This is a genomic window from Bacteroides sp. AM07-18 (genome assembly GCF_003602695.1).
In the GTDB taxonomy this organism is placed as follows: Bacteria; Bacteroidota; Bacteroidia; order Bacteroidales; family Bacteroidaceae; genus Bacteroides; species Bacteroides uniformis.
Map to the genome: position 1 here is coordinate 81079 of NZ_QTLM01000007.1, position 24240 is coordinate 105318.

At 46.1% G+C, this 24240-nt stretch carries 13 protein-coding genes; all 13 read left to right on the forward strand.

The window, feature by feature from the left end; translation table 11 throughout:
- The first annotated feature begins 93 nt into the window (after positions 1-93).
- The 13 genes from galA (at position 94) to DW096_RS11120 (ending at position 24186) form a co-directional block, all read left to right on the forward strand.
- Positions 94-2538 carry a beta-galactosidase GalA gene (gene galA / locus DW096_RS11060; RefSeq protein ID WP_118931015.1) on the forward strand — a complete coding sequence of 815 codons (2445 nt, stop codon included), beginning with the start codon at positions 94-96 and terminating at the stop codon, positions 2536-2538.
- Positions 2539-2842: 304 nt separating this feature from the next.
- The gene (locus DW096_RS11065) at positions 2843-3730 is read left to right on the forward strand and encodes an AraC family transcriptional regulator (RefSeq protein WP_009037794.1); all 888 of its coding nucleotides are present in this window, start codon (positions 2843-2845) and stop codon (positions 3728-3730) included.
- Positions 3731-3802: 72 nt separating this feature from the next.
- The gene (locus DW096_RS11070) at positions 3803-5086 is read left to right on the forward strand and encodes an acetylxylan esterase (protein WP_057256134.1); all 1284 of its coding nucleotides are present in this window, start codon (positions 3803-3805) and stop codon (positions 5084-5086) included.
- A 91-nt stretch (positions 5087-5177) separates the two neighbouring features.
- On the forward strand, positions 5178-6470 hold the full coding sequence (locus tag DW096_RS11075) for a beta-galactosidase (RefSeq protein ID WP_117681652.1): 1293 nt from the start codon (positions 5178-5180) through the stop codon (positions 6468-6470).
- Positions 6471-6582: 112 nt separating this feature from the next.
- The gene (locus DW096_RS11080; RefSeq protein ID WP_035449719.1) at positions 6583-7554 is read left to right on the forward strand and encodes a glycoside hydrolase family 5 protein; all 972 of its coding nucleotides are present in this window, start codon (positions 6583-6585) and stop codon (positions 7552-7554) included.
- Positions 7555-7788: 234 nt separating this feature from the next.
- Positions 7789-11055 carry a TonB-dependent receptor gene (locus DW096_RS11085; RefSeq protein WP_005825021.1) on the forward strand — a complete coding sequence of 1089 codons (3267 nt, stop codon included), beginning with the start codon at positions 7789-7791 and terminating at the stop codon, positions 11053-11055.
- Between the two features lie 20 nt (positions 11056-11075).
- Entirely contained in the window at positions 11076-12797 is a 1722-nt protein-coding gene (locus DW096_RS11090; protein ID WP_005825019.1) for a RagB/SusD family nutrient uptake outer membrane protein, read from the forward strand.
- Positions 12798-12813: 16 nt separating this feature from the next.
- Positions 12814-14115: a glycan-binding surface protein gene (locus tag DW096_RS11095; protein ID WP_165853721.1), complete on the forward strand. Its 1302-nt coding sequence runs from the start codon at positions 12814-12816 to the stop codon at positions 14113-14115.
- 21 nt (positions 14116-14136) lie between these two features.
- Positions 14137-16122, forward strand: a complete 1986-nt coding sequence (locus DW096_RS11100; protein WP_118931017.1) for a hypothetical protein — start codon at positions 14137-14139, stop codon at positions 16120-16122.
- Positions 16123-16189: 67 nt separating this feature from the next.
- Entirely contained in the window at positions 16190-17887 is a 1698-nt protein-coding gene (locus DW096_RS11105) for a glycosyl hydrolase (RefSeq protein WP_057258811.1), read from the forward strand.
- Positions 17888-18292: 405 nt separating this feature from the next.
- Positions 18293-21541, forward strand: coding sequence for a TonB-dependent receptor (locus DW096_RS11110; RefSeq protein WP_005825009.1), 3249 nt, complete (start codon positions 18293-18295; stop codon positions 21539-21541).
- A 12-nt stretch (positions 21542-21553) separates the two neighbouring features.
- Positions 21554-23323 carry a RagB/SusD family nutrient uptake outer membrane protein gene (locus DW096_RS11115; protein WP_120151110.1) on the forward strand — a complete coding sequence of 590 codons (1770 nt, stop codon included), beginning with the start codon at positions 21554-21556 and terminating at the stop codon, positions 23321-23323.
- A gap of 26 nt (positions 23324-23349) precedes the next feature.
- Positions 23350-24186, forward strand: coding sequence for a hypothetical protein (locus DW096_RS11120; RefSeq protein ID WP_057256323.1), 837 nt, complete (start codon positions 23350-23352; stop codon positions 24184-24186).
- The last annotated feature ends 54 nt before the right edge of the window (positions 24187-24240 follow it).

Sequence of the window (24240 nt, forward strand, 5' to 3'; positions counted from 1 at the left end):
CGGAAACATGAAGTACCGGAAAATGATACAAAAGTATCACCGCACGAATCTTTTTCGCTCTATCTTTGTAAACACATTTTATGATTAACCGATATGAAACACTTATTCGCATTTCTGTTCCTTCTTGGAATTACCTTTTCTCTTTCTGCCCAATCCGTCCGCGAACGTATTTTGCTGGACGACGGCTGGCAGTTTGCTTTTGGCAATGCTTCCTCACCGGAGAAAGACTTCGGCTGCGGAACGGAGTACTTCAACTATCTGACCAAGGCAGCCTCTATCCATAACGAGGGTCCTTACTCCCCCAAGTTCAATCCGGAGAAGTGGGGCGTGGACTGGAAGACGGTCAACCTTCCGCATGACTGGGTGGTTGATTTGCCTTATGCCAAAGAGGCGAGCCACAGTCATGGTTATAAAGCCGTCGGCTATAAATTCCCCGAAAACTCTGTGGGATGGTATCGGAAAAGTATCACTGTTCCGCAAGAGGACCTCGGCAAGCATCTTTATCTTCAGTTCGACGGTATCTTCCGTGATGCCCGTATCTGGATAAACGGTTTCTACCTGGGACACGAACCCAGCGGCTATGCCACGCAGGTATACGACATTACGGAATACCTGAATTACGGAGAAGAGAATCTTATCTGCGTCCGTGCGGATGCCACGCTCGAGGAGGGCTGGTTTTACGAGGGTGCGGGCATCTACCGCCATGTATGGCTGAACAAGACGGCGCCGTTGCATGTAGCTCCTTTCGGCGTATTTGTATCTTCCACGCTGGAAGCTCCTTTCGACAAGGCTGTGCTGGTGACCGAAGTGCAGATGAAGAATTCGGGAAAAGACCCCGTTTCCGGCAAAGTATGGTGCCGTCTGCTTGATGCCGACGGACAAGTGCAGATGGAGGACGAGGCGGAAGAGATAACCCTGCTGCCGCAAGAAACGCGTAGCGTAAAGGTGCGTACCAAAGTGCTGAATCCCCAGCTATGGAGTACAGAACATCCTTACCTTTATAAAATGGAAACCAGCGTCTGGCAAAACGGTAGGCAGGTGGACGTGGTGGCCCCCCCGATTGGTATTCGCGACATCCGCTTCGATGCCGACAAGGGCTTCCTCCTGAACGGACAGCCTCTGAAACTGAAAGGTGTGAACATGCACCAAGACCACTCCGGAGTAGGTGCCGGCATTCCCGATGCCCTGCAAGTGTACCGACTGAAGGAACTGAAGAAGTTCGGCTGCAATGCCTGCCGTTCTTCCCATAACCCGATGACTCCCGAAATGCTCGATGCCTGCGACAGCCTCGGCATTCTTGTGATAGAGGAAAACCGTCTGACGGGCGTCAACGAGGAACATACCCGCCTGCTGAAACGTATGATAGACCGCGACCGCAACCATCCGTGCATCATCCTTTGGAGCGTAGGCAACGAGGAGTGGGGCATCGAGTGGAAAGAAAGCGGTACACGCATTGCTGCCACGATGCGCGAATATTGCCACCGTTTCGACCCTACGCGCCTCATGACCGTTGCTTCGAGCAGTGGCCCTGCCATCTTGATTCCCGCAGACGTGGCCGGTTATAACTACATCCTTCAGAACCCTGTGGAGCAGCACCGCAAGGATTATCCCGGCCGCCGTGCGCTCGGTTCGGAAGAGACTACGGGCTGTGGTACGCGCGGCATCTACTTCGATGCCCACGACAAAGGCCACATGGTGGCGCACAACCGCAAGCCGAACGGACCTGACAGCCTGCTGAACTGCATCGAGCGTGGCTGGAAATTCTATGACGAACGCCCCTACCTGGCAGGTCTTTTCTATTGGACGGGTTTCGACTACCGCGGCGAGCCCAACCCCATGAAGTTCCCGGCTACGGGTTCACAATTCGGCATTCTGGACTACTGCGGTTTTCCCAAGGACGAAGCCTGGTATCTGAAGTCCTGGTGGACGGATGAGCCGGTGCTGCACATCCTTCCTCACTGGAATCTGCAAGGTCACGAAGGTGATAGCATCGATATTTGGGTATACAGCAACTGCGATGAAGTGGAACTGACTGTGAACGGCAAGAAACTGGAGCGCAAACCGATGCCCCGAAACGGCCATCTTTCCTGGAAAGCCGTTTTCCAGCCCGGTGCAGTGAAGGCTGTAGGCTATAAGAACGGCAAAAAAATATTGGCCCGTACTGTGGAGACTACCGGTGCTCCTGCCCGTATCTCCCTGACGGCAGACCGTCCCGTCATTCAGGCAGACAATCGGGATGTGGCAGTGTGTAATATTGAGTTGCAGGACAAAAAGAAACGTTTTGTCCCTACTGCCTGCAACGACTTGACAATAACCGTCTCCGGTCCGGTACGCATCCTTGGGGTGGGGAATGGAGACCCCGCTTATCGAGCTACGGAACGTCCGGCCGACGCTGATGCACGCACCTATCAGGTAAAGGCATTCAATGGACTTGCACAGGTGCTGTTGCAAAGTACCGGCGAAGTGGGAGAAGCCACAATGACGGTCGTTTCGGAAAACCTGCCGGAAACTTCCTGCGTCTTGAAGCTGCAGAAGTAAGCGACTTATCATTCATATCATCCGGCGAAGCGGAGACCTTTCTTTTGTTTATGGGGCAGGAGAGGGATCTCCGCTTCTTTCTTCCTCAAACTATAGTGTGTAAGTGTACGAGATGCGCATCTCATACATCCTTACATTAGAGCCTGAGGGGGAGAAGAACGGAAGTTTTGCTTTTCCGGGCGGGACTTTCCCGGGTATCTGCTCATATATAACAATTATTACCTCTAAATGTAACAAATGGTACTGTTGTGGGATTAAAAAGAATGAGTATATTTGTGGCATGATATTTTTTTAACCAATGCCTATGGAAAACCAGAACTATATCATGAGGGAGATAACCCCTCTGTCGGAACGTGACTGTTTCTATATTGCCGATCGTCGCAAAACAGAATTTACCTACCCCATCCATTGTCACGCAGAGTATGAACTGAACTTCACGGAACATGCTTCCGGCGTACGCCGTGTGGTGGGCGATTCTGCCGAGATTATCGGTGATTATGACCTGGTGCTGATAACCGGTAAGGAGTTGGAGCATGTATGGGAGCAACATGAATGTACCTCCGGGGATATTCGGGAGATTACCATCCAGTTCTCTCCCGACTTGTTCTTCGGGAACGTTGTCAACAAGAACCAGTTCGACAGTATCCGCCGGATGCTGGAGCGTGCACAGTGCGGACTTAGTTTCCCCATGCAGGCCATCATGAAGGTGTACAACTGGCTGGATAAGCTGGCTTCCGAGGAGCAGGGCTTTTATGCCGTGATGAACTTTCTCCGTATCCTTTACGAACTTTCCCTCTATGACAATGCTCGGGTGTTGTCCAGTTCTTCGTTTGCCAAGATAGAGACTTTCTCTGACAGCCGCCGGGTACAGAAGGTGCAGAAATACATTTCCACCCATTATCAGGAGGATATCCGGTTGGCTTCATTGGCCGATATGGTGGGCATGACCCCGGTCTCTTTCAGCCGTTTCTTTCGCCTGCGCACCGGCAAGACGCTTTCCGACTACATTATTGATATCCGTCTGGGCTTTGCCACGCGTATGTTGGTAGATTCCACGCGTACCATTGCAGAGGTGTGCTATGACTGCGGCTTCAACAATCTGTCCAATTTCAATCGTATGTTCAAGCGGAAGAAGGGATGCTCGCCGAAGGAATTCCGTGAGAATTATCGGAAAAAGAAGCTGGTGATATGATAAAAAAGTATTGGTATTCTTCATTGGAAGTGCCTATTTTTGCACCAATGATTAATACTAATATCTGATATCATGAAAAGAGTTTTTTCCTTATTTTTATGTCTGCTGTGTGTATGTGCTGTGACGGCGCAGATACGTGGCAATGAAATCCGTGTAGTCGTTTCACCCGACCATAGCGATTGGGTGTATCGTCTGAATGAGAAGTGTACGTTTACCGTCCGGGTGCTGAAGGCACAGAACCTCTTGCCCGATGTCAAGATTGACTATGAACTGGGCCCCGAGATGTATCCTACTGAAGTAAAGAAAGACATGGTGCTGAAAGATGGTACCTTGAAGTTGCAAGGCACGATGAAGACTGCAGGCTTCTTGCGTTGCAAGGTCAAGGCGCATGTGGACGGCCGGACTTATGAAGGGCTGGCTACATCGGCCTATGCTCCTGAGCAGCTGCAACCCGTGACGAAACTTCCTGCCGATTTTCAGGATTATTGGGCCAAGACCTTGGAAGAGGCGCGCAAGACTCCGTTGAATCCCCTTATGACGCTGCTTCCCGAACGCTGTACGGAAACGGATAATGTATATCAGGTCAGCTTCCAGACAAAAGCCTGGGGAGGACGTTTTTACGGTATTCTCAGTATTCCCAAGAAAGAAGGGAAGTATCCGGCTTTGCTGCGTGTGCCCGGTGCGGGTGTCCGCCCTTATGCGGGAGATACGTATACGGCTCCTGGAAAGGTAATTACATTGGAGGTGGGTATCCACGGCATTCCCGTCACGATGCAGCAGTCTGTATATGATGCGCTGGCAGGTGGGGCGCTGAGCAATTACTGGACGTTCGGCCGCGACAGCCGGGATGCTTCTTACTATAACCGTGTGGTGGTAGGCGCTTTGCGTGCTGTGGATTTTATCTGTTCGCTGCCGCAGTACAACGGGAAGGCGCTGGGCGTTACGGGCTCCAGCCAGGGCGGTGCCTTGTCTGTGATTACGGCGGCTCTTGATTCGCGCGTTACTTTCCTGGCGGCTGTTCATCCTGCCTTATGCGACCACGAAGCGTTCTTCAAGAAGCGCGCTTGCGGCTGGCCCCATTATTTCTATTATTACGGTGCTCCCGATGAAAAGCAGCTTGAAACGGTGCGCTATTATGATACGGCAAACTTTGCCCGCCTGCTGAATGTGCCCGGTTGGTTCAGTTGGGGGTATAACGATGAGGTCTGTCCTCCCACTTCCATGTATGCAGCCTACAATGTGATTTCTTCTCCGAAGGAACTGCATCCTTATCTGGAAACCGGGCATTACTGGTATCAGGAACAGTGGGATGAATGGCTGGACTGGATACGGAGACAACTTAATGTGCCAATGTGATTAATCACATTGGCACATTAATCTGATAATATAGTATCATTTTTTATGATATGAGCCGCGTATCTTTGTGTATCGCTTAAAAACTGATAATATGAAGAAACAATTCCTTTTGCTGACAGTACTTTTATTCCTTTTGGGGGCATGTGCCCCTAAGCCTGCGGAGCATTCGTTTATTAAGGTCAATGCCGATGGACAGTTCGTTCGCGACGGAAAACACTATTATTTTGTAGGTGCCAATTTCTGGTACGGTGCCATTCTTGGTTCCGAAGGTGAAGGCGGCAATCGTGAACGGTTGCATAAGGAGCTGGACTTTCTGAAAAGTATTGGCATCAACAACCTGCGCGTATTGGTGGGTGCTGACGGTGAAAATGGCATAAAGACGCGGGTAGAGCCCTCTTTACAAGTGGCACCGGGCGTCTATAATGATACTATTTTAGCCGGATTGGATTATTTTATGAATGAACTGCGTGAACGTGATATGACAGCTGTCCTCTATTTGAACAATTCCTGGGAATGGAGCGGTGGCTATTCCGTTTACCTGCAATGGTCCGGACACGGTGATGCCGTGGTACCTGCCGTAGACGGATGGCCCGCCTATATGGAGTATGTCAAGCAGTTCCCCCAATCGGACAGCGCGAAGGCCTTGTTTGCCAATCATGTCAATTATATTGTTTCACGCACCAATAGGTATAATCAGATAAAATATGTGGATGACCCCACTATTATGTCTTGGCAGATTGGTAACGAGCCTCGCGCTTTCTCTGACGAGAACAAGGAACCGTTTGCCCGCTGGATGGCCGATGTGGCTGCACAAATCAAGTCACTTGACCCGAACCACATGGTGTCTTCCGGCAGTGAGGGCTCGTGGGGATGCGAAATGGATATGAATCTTTTCGAGAAGATTCATGCCGACCCCAACATCAATTATCTGAATATCCACATCTGGCCTTACAACTGGAGTTGGGTGAAGGCGGACAGCCTGAAGGAACTTCTTCCGCGTGCCAAGGAAAATACTAAGAAGTATATAGATGACCACATGGTCATTGCTCGGAAGTACAGCAAGCCGATTGTTTTGGAGGAGTTCGGTTTTCCCCGTGACGGTTTCAGCTTTTCCAAAGAGGCACCGACCACTGCCCGCGATGAATATTACCGTTATGTATTCGACCTCATCCGCCAGGACCGTGAGAGCGGCGGACTCTTTGCCGGATGCAACTTCTGGGCATGGGGTGGTTTTGCCGGACAAAATCCCGACCATGTATTCTGGGAAAAGGGAGATGACTATACCGGTGACCCGGCTCAAGAACAACAAGGACTGAACTCTGTCTTTGCCACAGACAGCACTATTGAAATAATTAAAGCGGAAAACCGGAAGCTGCAAAATTGAACCTATCCGTGCTTTTCCGTGTAATCCCTGCCTGAAAATTAGAATGTAAGCGTGTACAAAGCGTTTGTACCGTTATATAAGAAAGATTATTACTCTAAATACTAAGTATGATATGAAAAGCATATGGAAAGTTATGTTGGCGGTTTGTTGCCTAGGTATGACCATTGGTTGTGGAACAAACCCGTCGAAGAATGAAAATGTAAAGGAAACGCTACCGGCATTGGTGGTCAATGGTACGCAGTTGATGAATACCGAAGGAGACACGGTGGTATTGCACGGTGTCAGCTATGGCTGGCATCAGTTCTGGCCCCGTTTCTACAATGCCTCTTCGGTTGCTTATCTGGTCAATGACTGGGGCGCACAAGTGCTTCGGGCCTCTATGGGAGTGGATTTGGATAGCGCCTGCTATGTGAACAAGCCCGAGTTCGGTATTGAGTGTGTTACGAAAGTGGTGGATGCTGCTATCGAGAACGGCGTTTACGTCATCATCGACTGGCATAGCCACAATCTGCGGCAGGAAGAAGCAAAGGAGTTCTTCACCCAAATGGCTACCCGTTACAAAGGGGTTCCTAATGTCATCTATGAGGTTTTCAACGAACCGGTGGAAGACAGTTGGGAGCAGGTGAAGTCATACTCTGTGGAGGTTATCAAGACGATTCGTGCCATAGAACCGGATGCCGTTATCCTCGTTGGTTGTCCGCATTGGGACCAGGACATCCATTTGGCAGCGGACGATCCTATTACCGGATATAGCAATATAATGTATACACTCCACTTTTATGCCAACACCCACGGACAGTGGCTGCGCGACCGCGCCGACTATGCTCTGGGCAAGGGCTTGCCGATTTTCGTTTCCGAATGCGCCGGTATGGAAGCAAGTGGGGACGGCCCCATCAGTAAAGAAGAGTGGGGGAATTGGCTGGACTGGATGCAGCGGCATTCCATCAGCTGGGTGGCCTGGTCTTTGTCTGACAAGGATGAGACTTGCTCCATGTTCTATCCGTCGGCTTCTTCCGAGGGAAACTGGAAAGATGCAGATATGAAGGAATGGGGAAGAATGGTACGGGACGAACTGAAGAAATGACCCTTTCGGGAAAAAGCAATATGATTTAACCATTAATAATTTAAGAAAAAAAGAATTGTGCCTATGGGAAAAAAGGAAAAACGGAACTATGAAGACATGGACTGTTTGGAAGTAAACCTAAATGTCAAGGCTGTGATAGTATATCAGGGCTTTTTGACTCAGTCTCATTTTTGTTAACTAAAAAAATCTTCTTTTGGGAGGTTTTGTGTTTGTTTTAAATCTAAGAAATACAGTATGAATTTGAATTTTAGAAAGACAGCGCTGCTTGCGGGGATATGCTCGGTGTTCAGTCTGGGTTATGCTCCTCAGCTTTTCGCAGTATCATCGACGGATACCGTTGAGGCAGTGCAGCAAACAAAGAAAATTACGGGTGTCGTCAGTGATGCTATGGGCCCTATTATCGGTGCCAATGTATTGGAAAAAGGTACAACGAATGGTGTAATTACCGACATTGACGGTAACTTTGCCTTGAATGTGAAACCGGGAGCTACCATTGTAGTCTCCTTTATAGGCTATGTCAGCCAGGAAATAAAGATAACGAACCAGACAACAGTGAACATCACGCTGAAGGAAGACTCCGAGATGTTGGACGAAGTGGTGGTTGTGGGGTACGGTACGATGAAGAAAAGCGACCTTTCCGGTGCTTCCGTTTCCATGAGTGAAGACAAGATTAAGGGTTCTATTATCACCAATCTCGACCAGTCCCTTCAAGGGCGTGCTGCCGGTGTGACGGCAGTCAGCACTTCCGGTGCTCCGGGTTCTTCCTCCTCTATCCGCGTACGTGGTCAGGCCACTATCAATGCTAATGCCGAGCCGTTGTATGTAATTGACGGTGTGATTGTACAGAGTCAGGGACAAAGCGGTTCATCTTATGGTTTGGGCGATGCACTGGGTAATGGCTCGGTTTCCACCATTTCTCCGCTTTCCACCATCAACCCTGCTGATATCGTCAGTATGGAAATTCTGAAAGATGCTTCGGCAACCGCCATTTACGGTGCGCAAGGTTCCAATGGTGTGGTTTTGATTACGACCAAACGTGGTAAGGCGGGTGAGGCTAAGTTTACTTATGACGGTATGTTTGCCGTTCAACGCCAGACAAAGCGTCTGGATATGATGAATCTGCGTGAGTATGCCACTTATTATAATGATTTGGCAAACATGGGTGAAATCTCTGACCCTAGTAATTATTATGCCGATCCTTCTCTGCTGGGAGTAGGTACAAACTGGCAGGACGCCATCTTCCAGACTGCTTTGCAGCATCAGCACCAGATTTCGGCACAAGGTGGTACAGAGAAGATACAATACTACGTATCAGCTTCCTATATGGATCAGGACGGTACCATCATCGGTTCAAACTTTAACCGTTACAGCTTCCGTGCCAACTTGGATGCCCAACTGAAGAAGTGGTTGAAACTCGGTTTGACCGCCACCTATACAGCAACGGGTGATGACCTGAAACTGGCAGACAGTGATGAAGGTTTGATTAACTACTCGTTGACCACTCTTCCTGATATACCTATCTATAATCTGGATGGCAGCTATGCCACCGTTGTTCGCGAAGGCTACACGAATCCTAACCCGATTGCCCTTGCCATGATGGATGACATTCTGCTGGACCGTCAGAAACTGACGGGTAATATTTTCTTTGAGGTTACTCCGATTAAAAATCTGGTATGGCATGCCGAATTGGGTTATGACATCAGTTCCAGCAAAGGTGAGCGCTACAAGCCGATGGTTGATTTGGGTGGATGGGTACGTTCCAGTAATGAAAGCAATATCCAGAAGAACAGCAGTACATTCTGGCAATTGAAGAACTATGTGACCTATTCCGGAAACATAGGCGACAAGCATCATTATACAGCCATGGTGGGCCAGGAGTGCTGGGAGTCCAGCTATGACTTCACGAGTGTGTTCAATAGCGGTCTGCCTTCGGATGAAGTGCACAATCCTGCCTTGGGTACGGGAACCCCGACTATCAATGCAGGTTTTGGAAGCTCGTCTATGGCATCTTTCTTTACACGTCTGACTTATAACTATGCCGACCGTTATCTGGGTACTTATACCTATCGTTATGACGGCTCTTCAAACTTCGGTCCCGAGAACCGTTGGGCAGGCTTCCATTCATTGGCTACTTCCTGGCGCTTTTCCAACGAAACGTTCTTTGAACCGTTGAAGAAGGTCATCAGTAACGGTAAGTTGCGTCTGGGATGGGGACAAACTGGTAATGCCAACATCGGTGGTTATGCTTGGGGTACATCTATGAGTCGTATGCCTTCCGGTCTGGGTATGGGGTATCGCCCCTCCAATATACCGAATACTTCCATCAAATGGGAGTCCCAGGAGCAATGGAACGTCGGTGTGGATTTGGGATTCCTGCACGACCGTATCAACCTGACGGTAGAGTGGTACAAGAAAACTTCCAGTGATATGTTGATGCCGTTGCAGTTGCCTTCTTATATGGGTACTTCCGGTAATGCCTCTTCTGCATTGGCTGCTCCGAAAGGTAACTATGGTGACATAGAGAATACCGGTTTTGAAATCTCTCTGAACACACATCCTATTACGGGTAAGTTTGAATGGGATTCTGACTTCCAGATTTCTTTCAACAAGAACAAACTGAAAGGATTGGCTGGTACAGCCAATGCGCAGATTGTGGGTTACGGACAGTGGACCGATGTAGTCAGTGTATCCAGTGTAGGCGAATCACTTTATAACTTCTATGGATTTGTTTGTGATGGTGTTTACAAGGACCTGGAGGACCTTCAGACTTCTCCGAAACCTGCCAAGTACCCGGCAAACGGTGTATTCGACCGTACCAATACCGTATGGGTGGGTGATGTGAAATATAAGGATATCAGTGGTCCTGACGGTGTGCCCGATGGCGTTATTGACGACTATGACAAGACCAATATCGGTTCTCCGATGCCTAAGTTTACTTTTGGCTGGACCAATACTTTCCGTTACAAGAACTTCGACTTGTCTGTTTTCATCAACGGTTCCTATGGCAACAAGGTGTACAACTACCTTTCCATGAAGCTGACACATATGAACTCTCCCTGGACTAACCAGCTGAATGCTGTAAACGGACGTGCACAGCTTGTTCCTATCAATCCGAACAAGGTCTACGAAGATGGAACGATGTGGTATAATGATGTGTCTAACGTCATGGTGGCAAACCCGGGAGCTTCCATTCCACGCGCCACTATCAATGACCCGAATGACAACGACCGTATCAGTGACCGTTATATTGAAGATGGTTCTTATATCCGTCTGAAGAACATCTCTTTGGGATATACTTTCCCGAAAAAGACGATTGATAAACTGGGACTGAGCAACTTGCGTATCTATGCCAATATCCAGAACCTGCTGACCATTACCGGTTATGACGGCTATGACCCTGAAATTGGTGCCAGCACTTCAAGCGTCAATGTCTATGGTTTGGACAACGGACGTTATCCGTCTCCTACAGTTTATTCATTCGGCTTGAACGTTTCATTCTAACACTTTAAATTGAAGAAAACATGAAAATCAGATATATTAAATATTGGGCGTTTGCAGCTGTACTCGGTATGGGAACAGTTTCATGCGAGGATTTCCTGAACCGTCCTACCGAAGACAATTATAACGAATCGAACTTCTATCAGAATGACGAACAATGTGTGCAGGGGGTTAATTATCTTTATAACTCACCTTGGTATGACTTTCAGCGCGGTTTTATTAAAGTCGGTGAAATCTTGTCTGGAAACGTATACGAGGGAAACAGCCCTTACTTGAATTTTACGGTGAATGGTACGGATGAAAACCTTGTGAACATGTCCTATTCTCTATGGGCAGTGATTGGCCATGCCAATACTGTATATACTCGTTTGAAGACGGCAAATGCGTCAGAAGCAGTGAAAAATCAGTGTATGGGCGAGTGTCTGGCATGGAAAGCCATGGCTTACTTCTATTTGGTACGTAGTTTTGGCGCAGTACCCATTATCCATGATAATACGGACGAATTGAATTCCGGTAATTATAACTCCAAATTCAAAGTGGAGGCAGCAGATGTGTACGAATATATCATTATGACTCTGGAGAAAGCTATGGAGTTGCTTCCGGCCAGAGGTGAAACGGGACGTATTGACCGCTATTGTGCCGAAGGTCTTTTGGCTAAGGTGTATCTGACTAAGAGTGGCCTTTCCGGTACCCGCAATGCGGATGATTTGGCGAAAGCGGCAGAATATTCCAAGGATGTAATTAATAATTCCGGCCGTAACTTGCTGGCTAACTATTCCGATGTTTTCCGTTTGGCAAACAACAAGAATGAAGAGTGTCTCTTCTCCTGGCACTGGTCGGCAGGACGTGACCCCTGGACACAGCAGAATACGTTGCAGTCGGACTTGGCAATGGTGGGATTCGATGAATTTGGTGATTGCTGGGGTGGCTATGCAGGTCCGTCGGTTGATTTGCAGGATGCATTTGGAATTTCCGCTTTGGAAAGTCCTGAGACGCGTTCGGATACGGATACCCGTCGTAAGGCTACTATGATGATGGCAGGTGATGTATACGATTATTTCTGGCAGGACAAGGGCGGATTTGATTATCTGCGGTTTATTTATGATGCCGAATATGGTAAGGGAGGACCTAATGGCGATTACCAGTCTCCTACCGGTGCCAATCACGTGAAGCATCTCTATGGTAACAATAATGACCATGTATTGGGCTTGGGCGTATCGGCTGGTAATATGTACAGCGGCCTGGCAACCCATATCCTGCGCCTGTCCGATATCTATCTGGTATATGCCGAGGCGAAAATGGGACTGGCTACCTCTACTACAGACCAGAGTGCACTGGATGCTTTCAATGCAGTACGTGGCCGTGCCATTCCGGGAGTTACTCCGAAAACCTCCATTACTTGGGAGGACGTCTGGAAGGAACGCCGGCTGGAACTGGCTTGCGAAGGCGACCGTTGGTATGATTATGTACGTTTGGCATATTATGATTCCCAGCGTGCTATCAATGAGCTGAAGGCACAGCGCCGTGATGTTTATTATAGTCTGGGTACTACTTATAAGGCTTATTATGAAAACGGCAGTTGGACGGTGAATCCGGACGAGACCCGTTACAATCCGGATGCAAAGGCGCCGAATGTAACAGTCTCCAGCTTTACATTGCCGTTCCCGACAGAAGACGTGGTGTTCAATCCTAATTTGATGAAAGACCCGGTACACGTAGATGTACGTTCTGAATTCAGTTATTAATTTAATGCTTGAAAAGATGAAAAATAATAGATATACGAATTGGTTCTTCGCGGCAGCTGTTGTCGCAGCAGGCTTTTCCATGGCAGCTTGTGAGGATGAACCGGATAAATATGAAGTGGCAGGAGGAAAGCCTACCTTGAAATATGTTCGTGTCCCTGATCCGGCAGCGGCAGACTCTTTGCTGACGGGGGCTTATATGGCGAATACGATTTGTCTGGTCGGTGAGAATTTGCGGAGTGTTTACGAACTCTATTTCAATGACCAGAAGGCGATACTTAATACCAGTTACATCACTGACCATACACTTATGGTAGATGTTCCGAAAGAGATTCCTTCGGTAGTGACCGATAAGATTTATATGGTGACCAGAGCAAAGGATACCATAGATTATGACTTCAAGGTGTTGGTTCCGGCTCCTACCGTGAACTCCATTTCTTGTGAGTTTGCAAAGCCGGGTAGTGAGGTGACACTGATTGGTGACTATTTCATTGATGACCCGAATGTGCCGTTGACCATTACGATGGCCGGTAATGTGGAAGTGACTAATATTACGAACATAACCAAGACTGCGGTCAGCTTTATTCTTCCGGACAATGCTCCTGCAGGCTATATCAACGTGAAGTCTATTTACGGTACCGGACGTTCCAAGTTCCGCTATTATGATACCCGTAACATTCTCTTTGACTGGGACGGTTCTCATGGCGGTATGGCTATTGCCCACGGTTGGCGTGATGGTAGCAAGGTATTGAAAGAAGCTGATGAAAACAGTATTGACGGTGCTTATATCTGTCTCGCCGGAGCACTTGACGGTGCTATCGGAGCTACTTGGGCAGAAGATGAGTTCTCGTTCAACTATTGGCCGGAACCGTCTGCCGGTTATCCCGAACTTTCTGCACGTCCTGAGTTTGCAGAACTGCTCGAGGAGTATGGTGTCAATGGTTTGCAACTGAAATTCGAGGTGAATATTCCTTCTTCCAATCCGTGGCAGTCTTGTGCTCTGCAAGTGATGTTTACGGGAAATGATGTGGTGACTTATGCAACTGGAACGAATGCTTACTTTAGTGATACGAATGTGCCGCGCGGTTTATGGTTGCCCTGGAAGAATACGGGTTCTTATGACACGGGTGGTAAATGGACAACCGTTTCCATGAATCTGTCCGAGTTCAACAAGACGCATGAAGGTAATAAGTGTGACAGGACTTTTGACAAGACTATGCTGACCGGATTGACATTCTTTGTCTGGGCAGGTGGTGTGGAAGGTAAGGATTGCAATCCGGTGATTATGATTGACAACATCCGTGTGGTACCTATTGAATAACCTTTTAAATAGAATACTGATATGAATAAAACATATAAATTTCCGGCACTGTGGATGATGTGCCTGATGCTCTTCAGTTGCTTGACGTTTACGGCCTGCGACAATGGGGATGATGAAGATACCAACCAATATAAAGGGGGAATCAGTCTGAATGTATTCGGACCGAGTCCCGTATCCCGCGGCGGTGTACTCCGTTTCCTGGGAAGTGGCATGGATAAGGTGACTGCGGTCGTTATTCCCGGTTGCGACGATATAACAGACATCGAAGTAGTCAGTGATACGGAAATCCGTGTCACTGTACCCCAGACAGCCCAGCCGGGGTTGGTTGTCTTGAAGACTCCGAAAGGGGATATTACAACAAAAACCGAGTTGACATTTACGGAGCCGATTGCTTTGGAGGCTTTTGCACCGGCAGAAGTAAAGCCTGGTAGTGAATTGACCATTACTGGTGAATATTTGAATTTGATTAAAGAAGTGATATTTGCTGACGAGGTAACAGTGCCTGCTGATGAGTTTGTCAGTCAAAGCCGTCAGGAGATTAAAGTTATTGTTCCTGATTCTGCTCAGACCGGTAAGTTCATCTTGTCTGATGGAGCTGAAATCCCCAATTGGATTTATTCTGAAGGGGAACTGGAGGTTACTTTGCCATCGGTAGAGGCTCCACTCGACCTGGTAGATAAGAAGCCGGGGGATGTCATTCGAGTTTCTGGTAAAAACTTTGATTTGGTGAAGAAAGTACAGATGCCGAATGGGGATGAAGTTGAATTTACGATGACTGCCTCTTCCGAAGGAGATGAACTTACTTTTACATTGCCGGATAATGTCTCGGACGGAGAAGTTACGGTACTTCCTGCTTCGGATGTAAAAGTTGTGGTTGCTACTGTTGTAGTAGCTACGCCTTCGAACGTAGTGGCTGTTCCTGCTGTGAACTTGCGTGGTGGAGATATGATTACCTTGAAAGGTACCAATATGGATTTGGTGACTGATGTAACGTTCCCTGGTGTAGAAGAAGCAGTAGGATTGGAATCACAAAACTCGACTGAAATAAAGGTCTTGATGCCGGCTGCGGCTATTAGTGGTGATTTGCAATTGAATACAAATAGTGGAAAAGCAACTGCCGTATCTATTGCAACGGCAAAGCCGGAAAACATTTCTTATAGTGCGGCGACGGTCCCGGCAGGAGAGGCTTTGACTGTCAAAGGAATAAATATGGATGTAGTTTCGGCTGTTGTATTCAGTGGTAATGTGGAAGTTACCGTATCCGATGCCACTGCTACTGCCATTTCTTTGACTGTACCTACAACTGCCGAAACTGGGGCCTTACTTTTGAAAATGGCCAATGGTGAATCTGTGGAAGCACCGTCTCTGACAATAGAGAAACCGGTATGCGCCTATTTGCCGGCATTGCCTGACAAATTGGTTCGGGGACGAATTGTGGAACTTGAGATTGTTAATGCTGATAAACTGACAAATGTATTGCTGAATGAGGCTTCAGTCCAGTATATCAATGATGCGGCTAAAGGGGTATTGATGTTGAATGTACCGGCTGAACTGGATGGAACTTATAGCCTGAAACTGATTTCTTCAAATGGTGAAATTGCTTATGATGTTCTTGTGGTTGCTAATGAAGAAACAGTTTGGGCTGGTCCGCTCGATATTAGTTGGGGTGATGGAGGACGTGTGTTGGTACCGGCTGTATCTTTTGCCAAGGTAACGGCAGGCACTGTCATGAAAGTCTATTTCGATCAGAAAGACCAGACTTGGGCACAGGCTCAGTTTAACTATGGCGATTGGAGTGGCATAACTTTCTCTTTGTTTGATACGACTATGGTACCGACAGACATTTACGGCTGGAGTTTCGAGAGCCGTGTGATGGAGTTGACGTTGACTCAGGAGATACTTGATAATATTCAAGCTAAACAAGGAGATTGTGAAGACCAGACAAATGTAGGTATCATTATTCAGGGCAGTGATTTGACGTTTACAAAAATAACGATTGTAAATTGATGAATTGTGGCTTGAAGAATGTGACTATGGATGCCTTGATTAAGAATGAAATAAAATCATAATTAAGATGAAGAAACTGAATATAAAATGGATGCTTTCGTTGATAGCAGCTTTTACTTTTGCCTCCTGCGATACTGATGTCGATCATGATATCCCTGCAGTGGATGCACCGGTATTGGTGTCTACTACTCCTGAAAGTGGAGCAGCCAAAGTGAAAACGGGAGAAATCACTATTGAGGTGAAATATGACAAGAATATATTCTTTGCAACAGACAATCTGAGCGAAATCAAGTTTACCGGTGGTGAACTGATAAGTGCCGATGTACTTGGCGCAAGCAATATACTGACTGTAAAAGTGAATGTTCCCGGGAGAGAGACGGCTTGTTCTCTCTCTATCCCCGAGGGAATAGTAACCGGACCAAACCAGATGCCTGCTCCGGCTGTATCGGTTCAGTTCTCTACTGTTGCTTTGGACAAGACGCTGGTTGCTGCCACTTCGGCCAAAGCTGTGAAACTGTACAATTATCTACTGGATAATTTTGAGACGAAGACACTTTCAGCTATGATGGCCAATGTTGCCTGGAATACGGAAATGTCCGAAAAGGTGTATGGATGGACTGGAAAATATCCGGCTATCAACTGTTTCGACTATGTTCATCTGCCGGCATCTGTAGCTGGAGCAGACTGGATTAATTACGGTGACATTACTCCTGTTAAGGATTGGTCTGACAAAGGTGGCATCGTAGCTGCCATGTGGCATTGGAATGTACCCAAGAAAGCTGTAGGCGAAGCTTCTTCTACCCGGATATGGGAAGGAGAGACGGTAATGCCGGGTGATTGGAGTGGAAATGTACAGATGACGGATGATGCTGCAAAAGCTGTCTTTGCTGATGCGCAAGTGGGTCAGGTGATACGCGTGGCTGTGAAGGATGTGGCAGCGGGTGCGCAAGGTTCGTTCAAAAACAGTGGTTGGAGCGAGATTGCTTCAGGAACTGATTATTTTGACATATCCGGGGACTATACATTGGTGATTACCGAAGATGTTTTGAAATCCCTGCAAGAAGGTGGTCTCATCATTGGTGGACATGATTATACAGCAGTTGCTGTTTATCTTGAAAATAACGGTACAGCTCTCGACCCGAATAAGGATTATGCCTTTTATAAGGCAGATACGGAGTTTGATGCTGCCAATGCCACAGTGGAAGGCACTTGGGAAAACAAGGTGTTTACCGAAGATTTGAAAAATGCTGCCGCTTACTTGAAGCTGTTGAGAGATGCGGATATTCCGGTATTGTGGCGCCCATTCCATGAGGCAGCCGGTGGCTGGTTCTGGTGGGGTAAGGATGCTGCCAGCTTTAAATCTCTGTGGATTGCTATGTTCAACTACTTCAAGACTGAAGGATTGGATAATCTTATCTGGGTTTGGACTACCGAGGGCAATGATTCCGATTGGTATCCGGGAGACCAATATGTAGACATCGTGGGACGTGATATTTATAATAAGGAAACTGCAGATTGTGTTTCAGAATATACTTCCATTGCCGGAAATTATGGAAACAAGATTGTTTCGCTGAGTGAATGTGGCACAGTCGGACTTATTTCCGAACAATGGGCATCTGGTGCACGTTGGAGTTGGTTCATGCCGTGGTATGATGGCACAAATGAGGATGGTAGTCCGGCAGTCCATGCTGATGAGGCGTGGTGGAAGGATGCTATGAGCCAGGAATTTGTTGTTTCCCGTGAAGAGCTTCCTTCTATGGAATAGCAATTTTTAATAATAAAATGGAAAGGGTTGTCTCTGGTTAGTATCGGGGCAACCCTTTCTGTCTTTTATAGCTTTTAGTTGTTGGTTATAGAATTCATGCTTTATACTTTTTAGGAAAAATAGTAATGGATGTTAAATGAGTGTCGTTATTTGATAAAATAGTATTATAAGGTTTGCTGCTAAAAGTCTACTTTTGTCAAGCCTAATTAAAATTTGATAATAATCATATAATGTTTAACCGCTAATGAAATGAAAAATGCCTATGAGAAAGGAGTGATATGTATACCAACCACTTTATAGAATAAGGTATATTTAATTTTTCCTCAAAAAGAGAAGTTTAACCTTATATTAAACGGTAGATGCCGCCAGGCAATACCAATTCATTAATCTAAGAAAAATACAAGTATGAATTTAAATTTCAGAAGAACCGCGCTGCTCGTGGGTATCTGTTCGGCTGTCAGCCTGACTTATACTCCGCAACTTTTCGCCGCATCGGTCGATGCAATAGATGCTGTGCAGCAAGCAAAAAAAATCACAGGTACTGTAACAGATGCAATGGGACCGGTCATCGGTGCCAATGTATTGGAGAAAGGAACCACAAATGGTGTCATTACCGACATTGACGGTAATTTCACATTGAATGTTCAGCCGGGAGCAACGATTGTTGTGTCTTTTATCGGTTATCAGCCGCAAGAAATAGTGGTAGGTAACCAGACTAGTTTCAAGATTCAGCTAAAGGAAGATACGGAATTGTTGGATGAAGTAGTCGTAGTGGGTTACGGTGTACAGAAGAAGAAACTGGTGACAGGTGCTACGGTTGAGGTAAAAGGCGAAGACATCGCAAAATTAAATACTACGCAGGCATTGGGCGCTTTACAAAGCCAGTCTCCGGGTGTAAATATTCAGGCCGTTTCCGGTCAGCCGGGTGATGGGTTTAAAATTAATATTCGTGGTGCTGGTACTAACGGAAATACAGCTCCAGTTTACGTTATTGATGGTGTAGCCGGTGGCGATATTAACGCCTTGAATCCTGCCGATATTGAACGTATTGACGTGTTGAAAGATGCTGCATCTTGTGCAATTTACGGTTCGAGCGGTGCCAACGGTGTTATCCTTATTACTACGAAGCAGGGTAAGGTAGGAAAGGTTTCTGTATCTTATGATGGAAACATAGGTTGGGCAAATATATATAAGATGCCTGATATGTTGAATGCCAAAGAATATATGGCGGTAATGGATCAAGTGGCCTATAATAATGGAGGCCAACCGTATGATTGGTCAAAATTCGTAGATGCTGATTTGCTGACTGCTTATCAGAATGGTACCAATCCTGGTACAGATTGGGTAAAAGAATTCCGGAATAAAAATGCTGTGGTTACTAATCATGCGTTGAATGTAACAGGTGGTTCTGAATTCTCCAAATTTTCGACAGGTATAGGCTATCAGTATCAGGATGGTGCATTCGGTGGTCCGGTGAAGACTGACTATCGTCGTTTTACTTTCCGCATTAATTCTGAGCATGTGATATATCGTAAGGGAGATGTGGATGTGATAAAGTTTGGTGAGAATATATATTATCAGCACAAACAGAATCAAGGTGTGCAGTTAGGTAATCAATATTCGAATGACCTTTCTAATGCTTTGCGTGCTATTCCTCTGATTCCTGTATATAATGAAAATGGTGATTTCTTCATGTATGATGATTTGAAGAATTTTGGAACGAGTGCTAATGGTATACTTGATTATACTGCATATGCTTCTAATCCGATGGCTCACATGGTATATAATCAGGCTGGGAATAATAAGAATAAGAATTTTAATCTGAACACAGCGGCATATCTGGAAGTACAACCACTTAAGAATCTTATTTATAAAGGTCAGGTTAGTTACAAACAATGGTCAAGTTCATGGCGTTCATATCTTCCCGTTTACCAAATTAATAATCAGGGAGATAGCCGTGATAAAGACCAAACGATAAATAACGTGTCTTTGGGTTGGAACTGGAGTTTGACTAATACGTTGAGTTATCGGTTTGATATTACAGACTTACATCATTTTGATGTTTTGGCTGGTACAGAGTATTCTAAATCAAGACCAACTTATGGCGAATCAGTAGAGGCAACCGGTTATAATAGTGCTTTTGGTGACTTTACACATGCTTATTTGCATAATACAGAACGTAAAGCTACTGCTACAGTAAATGGTTATCCCTCGGATTATGGTTCTAAGATGTCTTATTTTGGACGTTTGAATTATGACTTTAAGGAAACTTATATGTTTTCTGCTATCATTCGTGCCGATGGCTCGTCTAAGTTTGCGAAAGGCAATCAATGGGGATATTTCCCATCATTCTCTGCTGGTTGGGTTATTTCAAACGAGGCTTTTATGAAGAATACTGCTTCTTGGCTTGGTTTCTTGAAAGTCCGTGCTGGTTGGGGACAGAATGGTAATGACAATATCCCTAATTCAAATTGGCGTGCCGGTTACGAGTTTGGCGATTATGGTCTTTATACATTTGGCTCGGATAAGAATGGAGGTACAACCGGAGCTTACCCGAATCGTTTGGCTAACCCCGATTTGACATGGGAAACTTCAGAACAGACCAATATCGGTATTGATGCCCGTTTCTTGGATAACCGTCTGAGTTTTACCATGGACTGGTATAGCAAGCAGACGAAAGACTTGTTAGTGGAAGTGGGTACCAATGCGGCTTCCGGTTTCGCTACTCAATATCAAAATGCTGGTACGGTAAAGAATACTGGCCTTGAACTTTCAATGGGCTGGAGAGATCAGATTGGTAAGGAGTTCAAGTATGGGGTGAATGTCAATATGGCCTATAATAAGAATGAAGTAACGGAGGTTAATAACGCCAATCATTTTATTGAAGGCGGTAATGATTTGTTGGCTCAAAGTACGGGTCGGTTTGTCCGTATGGAAGAAGGACATCCTATTGGCTATTTTTATGGTTATAAGACGGATGGTGTCATTCAGAACCAGAATGACTTGCAGGCATATCTTGACCAGAATTGTAAAGGAAATGCGGCAAACTCTAAGCAAGGTGCAAGTATTAAACCGGGTGATTTGAAGTTTGTGGATGTTGATGGAAATGGGGTGATTAATGATGACGATAAGACTGATTTGGGTAATCCTCATCCTGACGTGACAATGGGTCTTACGTTAAGTGCGGAATATAAAGGATTTGATTTCTCTGTAACAACCTATGGCGCTTTTGGTGCACAGGTAGCTCGCTCTTGGCGAAAGTTCTCAGATGGACAGTATGAAAACTATACGACAGAAGTTTACGATTACTGGCATGGCGAAGGAACCTCAAACAGATATCCGCTGCTTGCGCCGGGAAATAGTGGACAGAATTTCCAGGCCATTTCAGATATTTATATTGATGATGCCGACTATGTTCGCATTCAAAATCTGACTATAGGATACGATTTCAAGAGAATTTGGAAGAACTGTCCGTTCCAGCAACTTCGTGTGTATGCTGCTGCACAGAATCTATTTACTTTTACCGGTTATAAAGGGATGGATCCGGAGAATGGTAGAGCCCTCAATGACAAAGAACCGTGGGTAACCGGTGTTGATGTAGGTAACTATCCTCAACCTCGTACTTATATGGTAGGTGTTAATGTTAAATTCTAAAATTGATACACGATGAAAAAAATAGCATATTTAATAGGTGCAGCTTTGATGATAGCAGGAATGTTTGCTTCTTGTAGCTTGGACTCGATGAGTCTGACGGAAAAAGATACGACCAATTTTCCTAAAACGGCTGAAGATGCCAATCAGGCTTTAGCTGCCATATATCAGAACCTGAATAATGTCAATGCTTTTCCACAGCAGTCTTTCTTGTATAATTCTCTGCTGGCTTGCGATGATATGTTGGGTGGTGGTGGTCCCAATGATAAGTTGATGCAATCTTTGGACCTTATTTGTAATACGGGTACAAATGCTACGCAGGATTACTGGGTGGCTCGCTATCAAGGAATCAACCGTGCCAATACGTTGTTGGAGGCTCTTGCTGGTATTGAAATGGATCCGGAAGTAAGAGCGCAGGCTGAGGGCGAAGCCAAGTTCCTTCGTGCTTTTTATTACTACGAGTTGGCTTCCATGTATGGGCGCGTACCTTTGGTGATTACTGCTTTGTTGCCCGAAGATACTACCCCTCCGACTGCCGCTGTTATCTGGGGGCAGATTCTGCAGGATCTTCGCGATGCGGCTGCAAATATGCCGGCTGTTCGCAAGTCGGATGGGCATGTTGATAAATATACGGCTGAAGCTATGTTAGGACGTGCCTGGTTGTATTATACTGGTATGTATGGCAATGGTGAAACTCTGAACGATTTGGTTAGTACGAACTATAGTCCGTTGACTTCAGTTGATTTGCCTGATGGGACAACTTTGACCAAGCAGGATGTGGTTGGGTATATTGATGATTGTGTGAATAATTCTGGTTATAGTCTTGTTCCTGAGTTTCGTAATTTGTGGGCATATACCAATAAATGTACGGTAGAAGATTTTCCGTTTACTGCCGGTCAGGGATTGAAGTGGGTAGAAGATGATGCAGCGGTAAATCCCGAATCCATGTTTGCCATTAAATATAATAAACTTGCATCTTGGAGCACTACTATCGGTTATGGTAACGGTTATGCTCTGCATTTTGGTGTACGTGGCAATGATCAGGCCAATTCTTTCCCCTTCGGACAAGGATGGGGTGCCGGTCCTGTAGCTCCCAATCTTTATAATGATTGGAGTGTGGCAGAACAAGATGATGCCCGTCGTCCGGCCTCCGTATTCAAGACGGAGGATATGCCGAGTTATAATAAAGGTGGTGGTGACGGCTTTATCCAAGAAACGGATTATTATCAGATGAAAATAGGTTCTATCATGGCTTATAGTACGGATGCGGCTGGAAATAAAACGATTGAACCGGTATTTGAGAAGATAATGTATGGTGCCGACGGCTGGATTAATGATAATCTGATGCAAACCGGTTCTATTCATGATTTGGTTTTGATTCGTTTTGCGGATGTATTGTTGATGCAGTCTGAATTGAAGGAAGATGTTTCCGGTATAAACAGAGTGCGTAGTCGTGCCGGACTTGAACCTATTGGTACATATTCGTTGGCTGCATTGCAGAATGAACGCCGTTGGGAACTATGTTTTGAAGGTACTCGCTGGAACGATATTCGCCGTTGGCATATTGCTGCCGATGCCCTTGAAAGCCAGACGGGAGCAAAGGTTTATACAAATGGGGCTGAAAGCCGTAATGTGGCGCAGAACGGTGGTTATGCCGCACGTTATAAGGCTACGGCAGGTTTCCAGAAGATTCCCGAAAACCAAGTCCTCTTGAATGAAGGAAAGGTAGAACAAAATGAAGGTTATACGGATGCAAGTGCTGAGTATAATGGTTGGCAAGAATAGAATATGAATTTAAAATGAAAAAAGATATGAAAAAGATATTATTCGCAATACCTTTGTTTGCAATGCTGCTGGTGGCTTGCGATCCGATAGTGGATGAAATCAGTCCGGATCCCAATGTCACACCGGAAAATCTTACTTTTGAACTTGTGGCCAAGAACCAGGGAAACAACAACATTCAGATTGTTCCTACTCCGTCACGTTATGTGAAGGTTTATGATGCTACGTCTGATACCAAGTTGGCAGAAGGTACGGCTCCGTCGGTTCAAGTAGCTCCTCCTAATAAAGAATTGCAAGTATATGTAACAACCATTAATTCGGACGGCTCCATAACAAAATCGGCTTCCAAATCAATAGCAGTAACGGAGTATACAGATCTTCCCGCTATTTATGCAGATATCTTTGGTACAACTCCGGATGGTGGTTATGGCACAACAACTTGGACTTGGAATACAGAAGCCGAAGACGGCTGCTGGGGTAATGGTGGATTTCTGTCAAATACAGGTCCCGGTTGGTGGGTTATCCGTAGTGGAGAAATTGATGGACAGGTTACAGGTGCGGGACTACCTGATGACGGATTGAACGGTTGGTTCTCGCTTAGCCTGTCAGGTGTCCAGACAAGTCGTGGTGAAAGTGGCTCTGTAAAAGTTTCAGAAGATATGGTACAATCCGGATGGGATGTAGGTACAATTGAATTTTCTGGTACTATTCCTTTGTTGGGTATACAACCTAATCAAGGAAATGCACGTCAGTATGTATATCACATTTTGAAAATCACAGAGGATGAACTTCGGCTTTGTGCACCTGAGCCAGGGGTGACTTCTGGAGGTGGTACTGCATGGTTCTGGAATTTCAAGAGAAAATAGTCAATATTGGATGTGCGGGCGGGTAATATCCGCCCGTATTCCTCAATTAATAAT

Coding starts and splice junctions, on each gene's coding strand:
- DW096_RS11065 (WP_009037794.1), top strand. CDS start 2,843: ATGGAAAACCAGAACTATATCATGAGGGAGATAACCCCTCTGTCGGAA.
- DW096_RS11100 (WP_118931017.1), top strand. CDS start 14,137: ATGAATAAAACATATAAATTTCCGGCACTGTGGATGATGTGCCTGATG.
- DW096_RS11090 (WP_005825019.1), top strand. CDS start 11,076: ATGAAAATCAGATATATTAAATATTGGGCGTTTGCAGCTGTACTCGGT.
- DW096_RS11110 (WP_005825009.1), top strand. CDS start 18,293: ATGAATTTAAATTTCAGAAGAACCGCGCTGCTCGTGGGTATCTGTTCG.
- DW096_RS11075 (WP_117681652.1), top strand. CDS start 5,178: ATGAAGAAACAATTCCTTTTGCTGACAGTACTTTTATTCCTTTTGGGG.
- DW096_RS11120 (WP_057256323.1), top strand. CDS start 23,350: ATGAAAAAGATATTATTCGCAATACCTTTGTTTGCAATGCTGCTGGTG.
- galA (WP_118931015.1), top strand. CDS start 94: ATGAAACACTTATTCGCATTTCTGTTCCTTCTTGGAATTACCTTTTCT.
- DW096_RS11085 (WP_005825021.1), top strand. CDS start 7,789: ATGAATTTGAATTTTAGAAAGACAGCGCTGCTTGCGGGGATATGCTCG.
- DW096_RS11070 (WP_057256134.1), top strand. CDS start 3,803: ATGAAAAGAGTTTTTTCCTTATTTTTATGTCTGCTGTGTGTATGTGCT.
- DW096_RS11105 (WP_057258811.1), top strand. CDS start 16,190: ATGAAGAAACTGAATATAAAATGGATGCTTTCGTTGATAGCAGCTTTT.
- DW096_RS11095 (WP_165853721.1), top strand. CDS start 12,814: ATGAAAAATAATAGATATACGAATTGGTTCTTCGCGGCAGCTGTTGTC.
- DW096_RS11080 (WP_035449719.1), top strand. CDS start 6,583: ATGAAAAGCATATGGAAAGTTATGTTGGCGGTTTGTTGCCTAGGTATG.
- DW096_RS11115 (WP_120151110.1), top strand. CDS start 21,554: ATGAAAAAAATAGCATATTTAATAGGTGCAGCTTTGATGATAGCAGGA.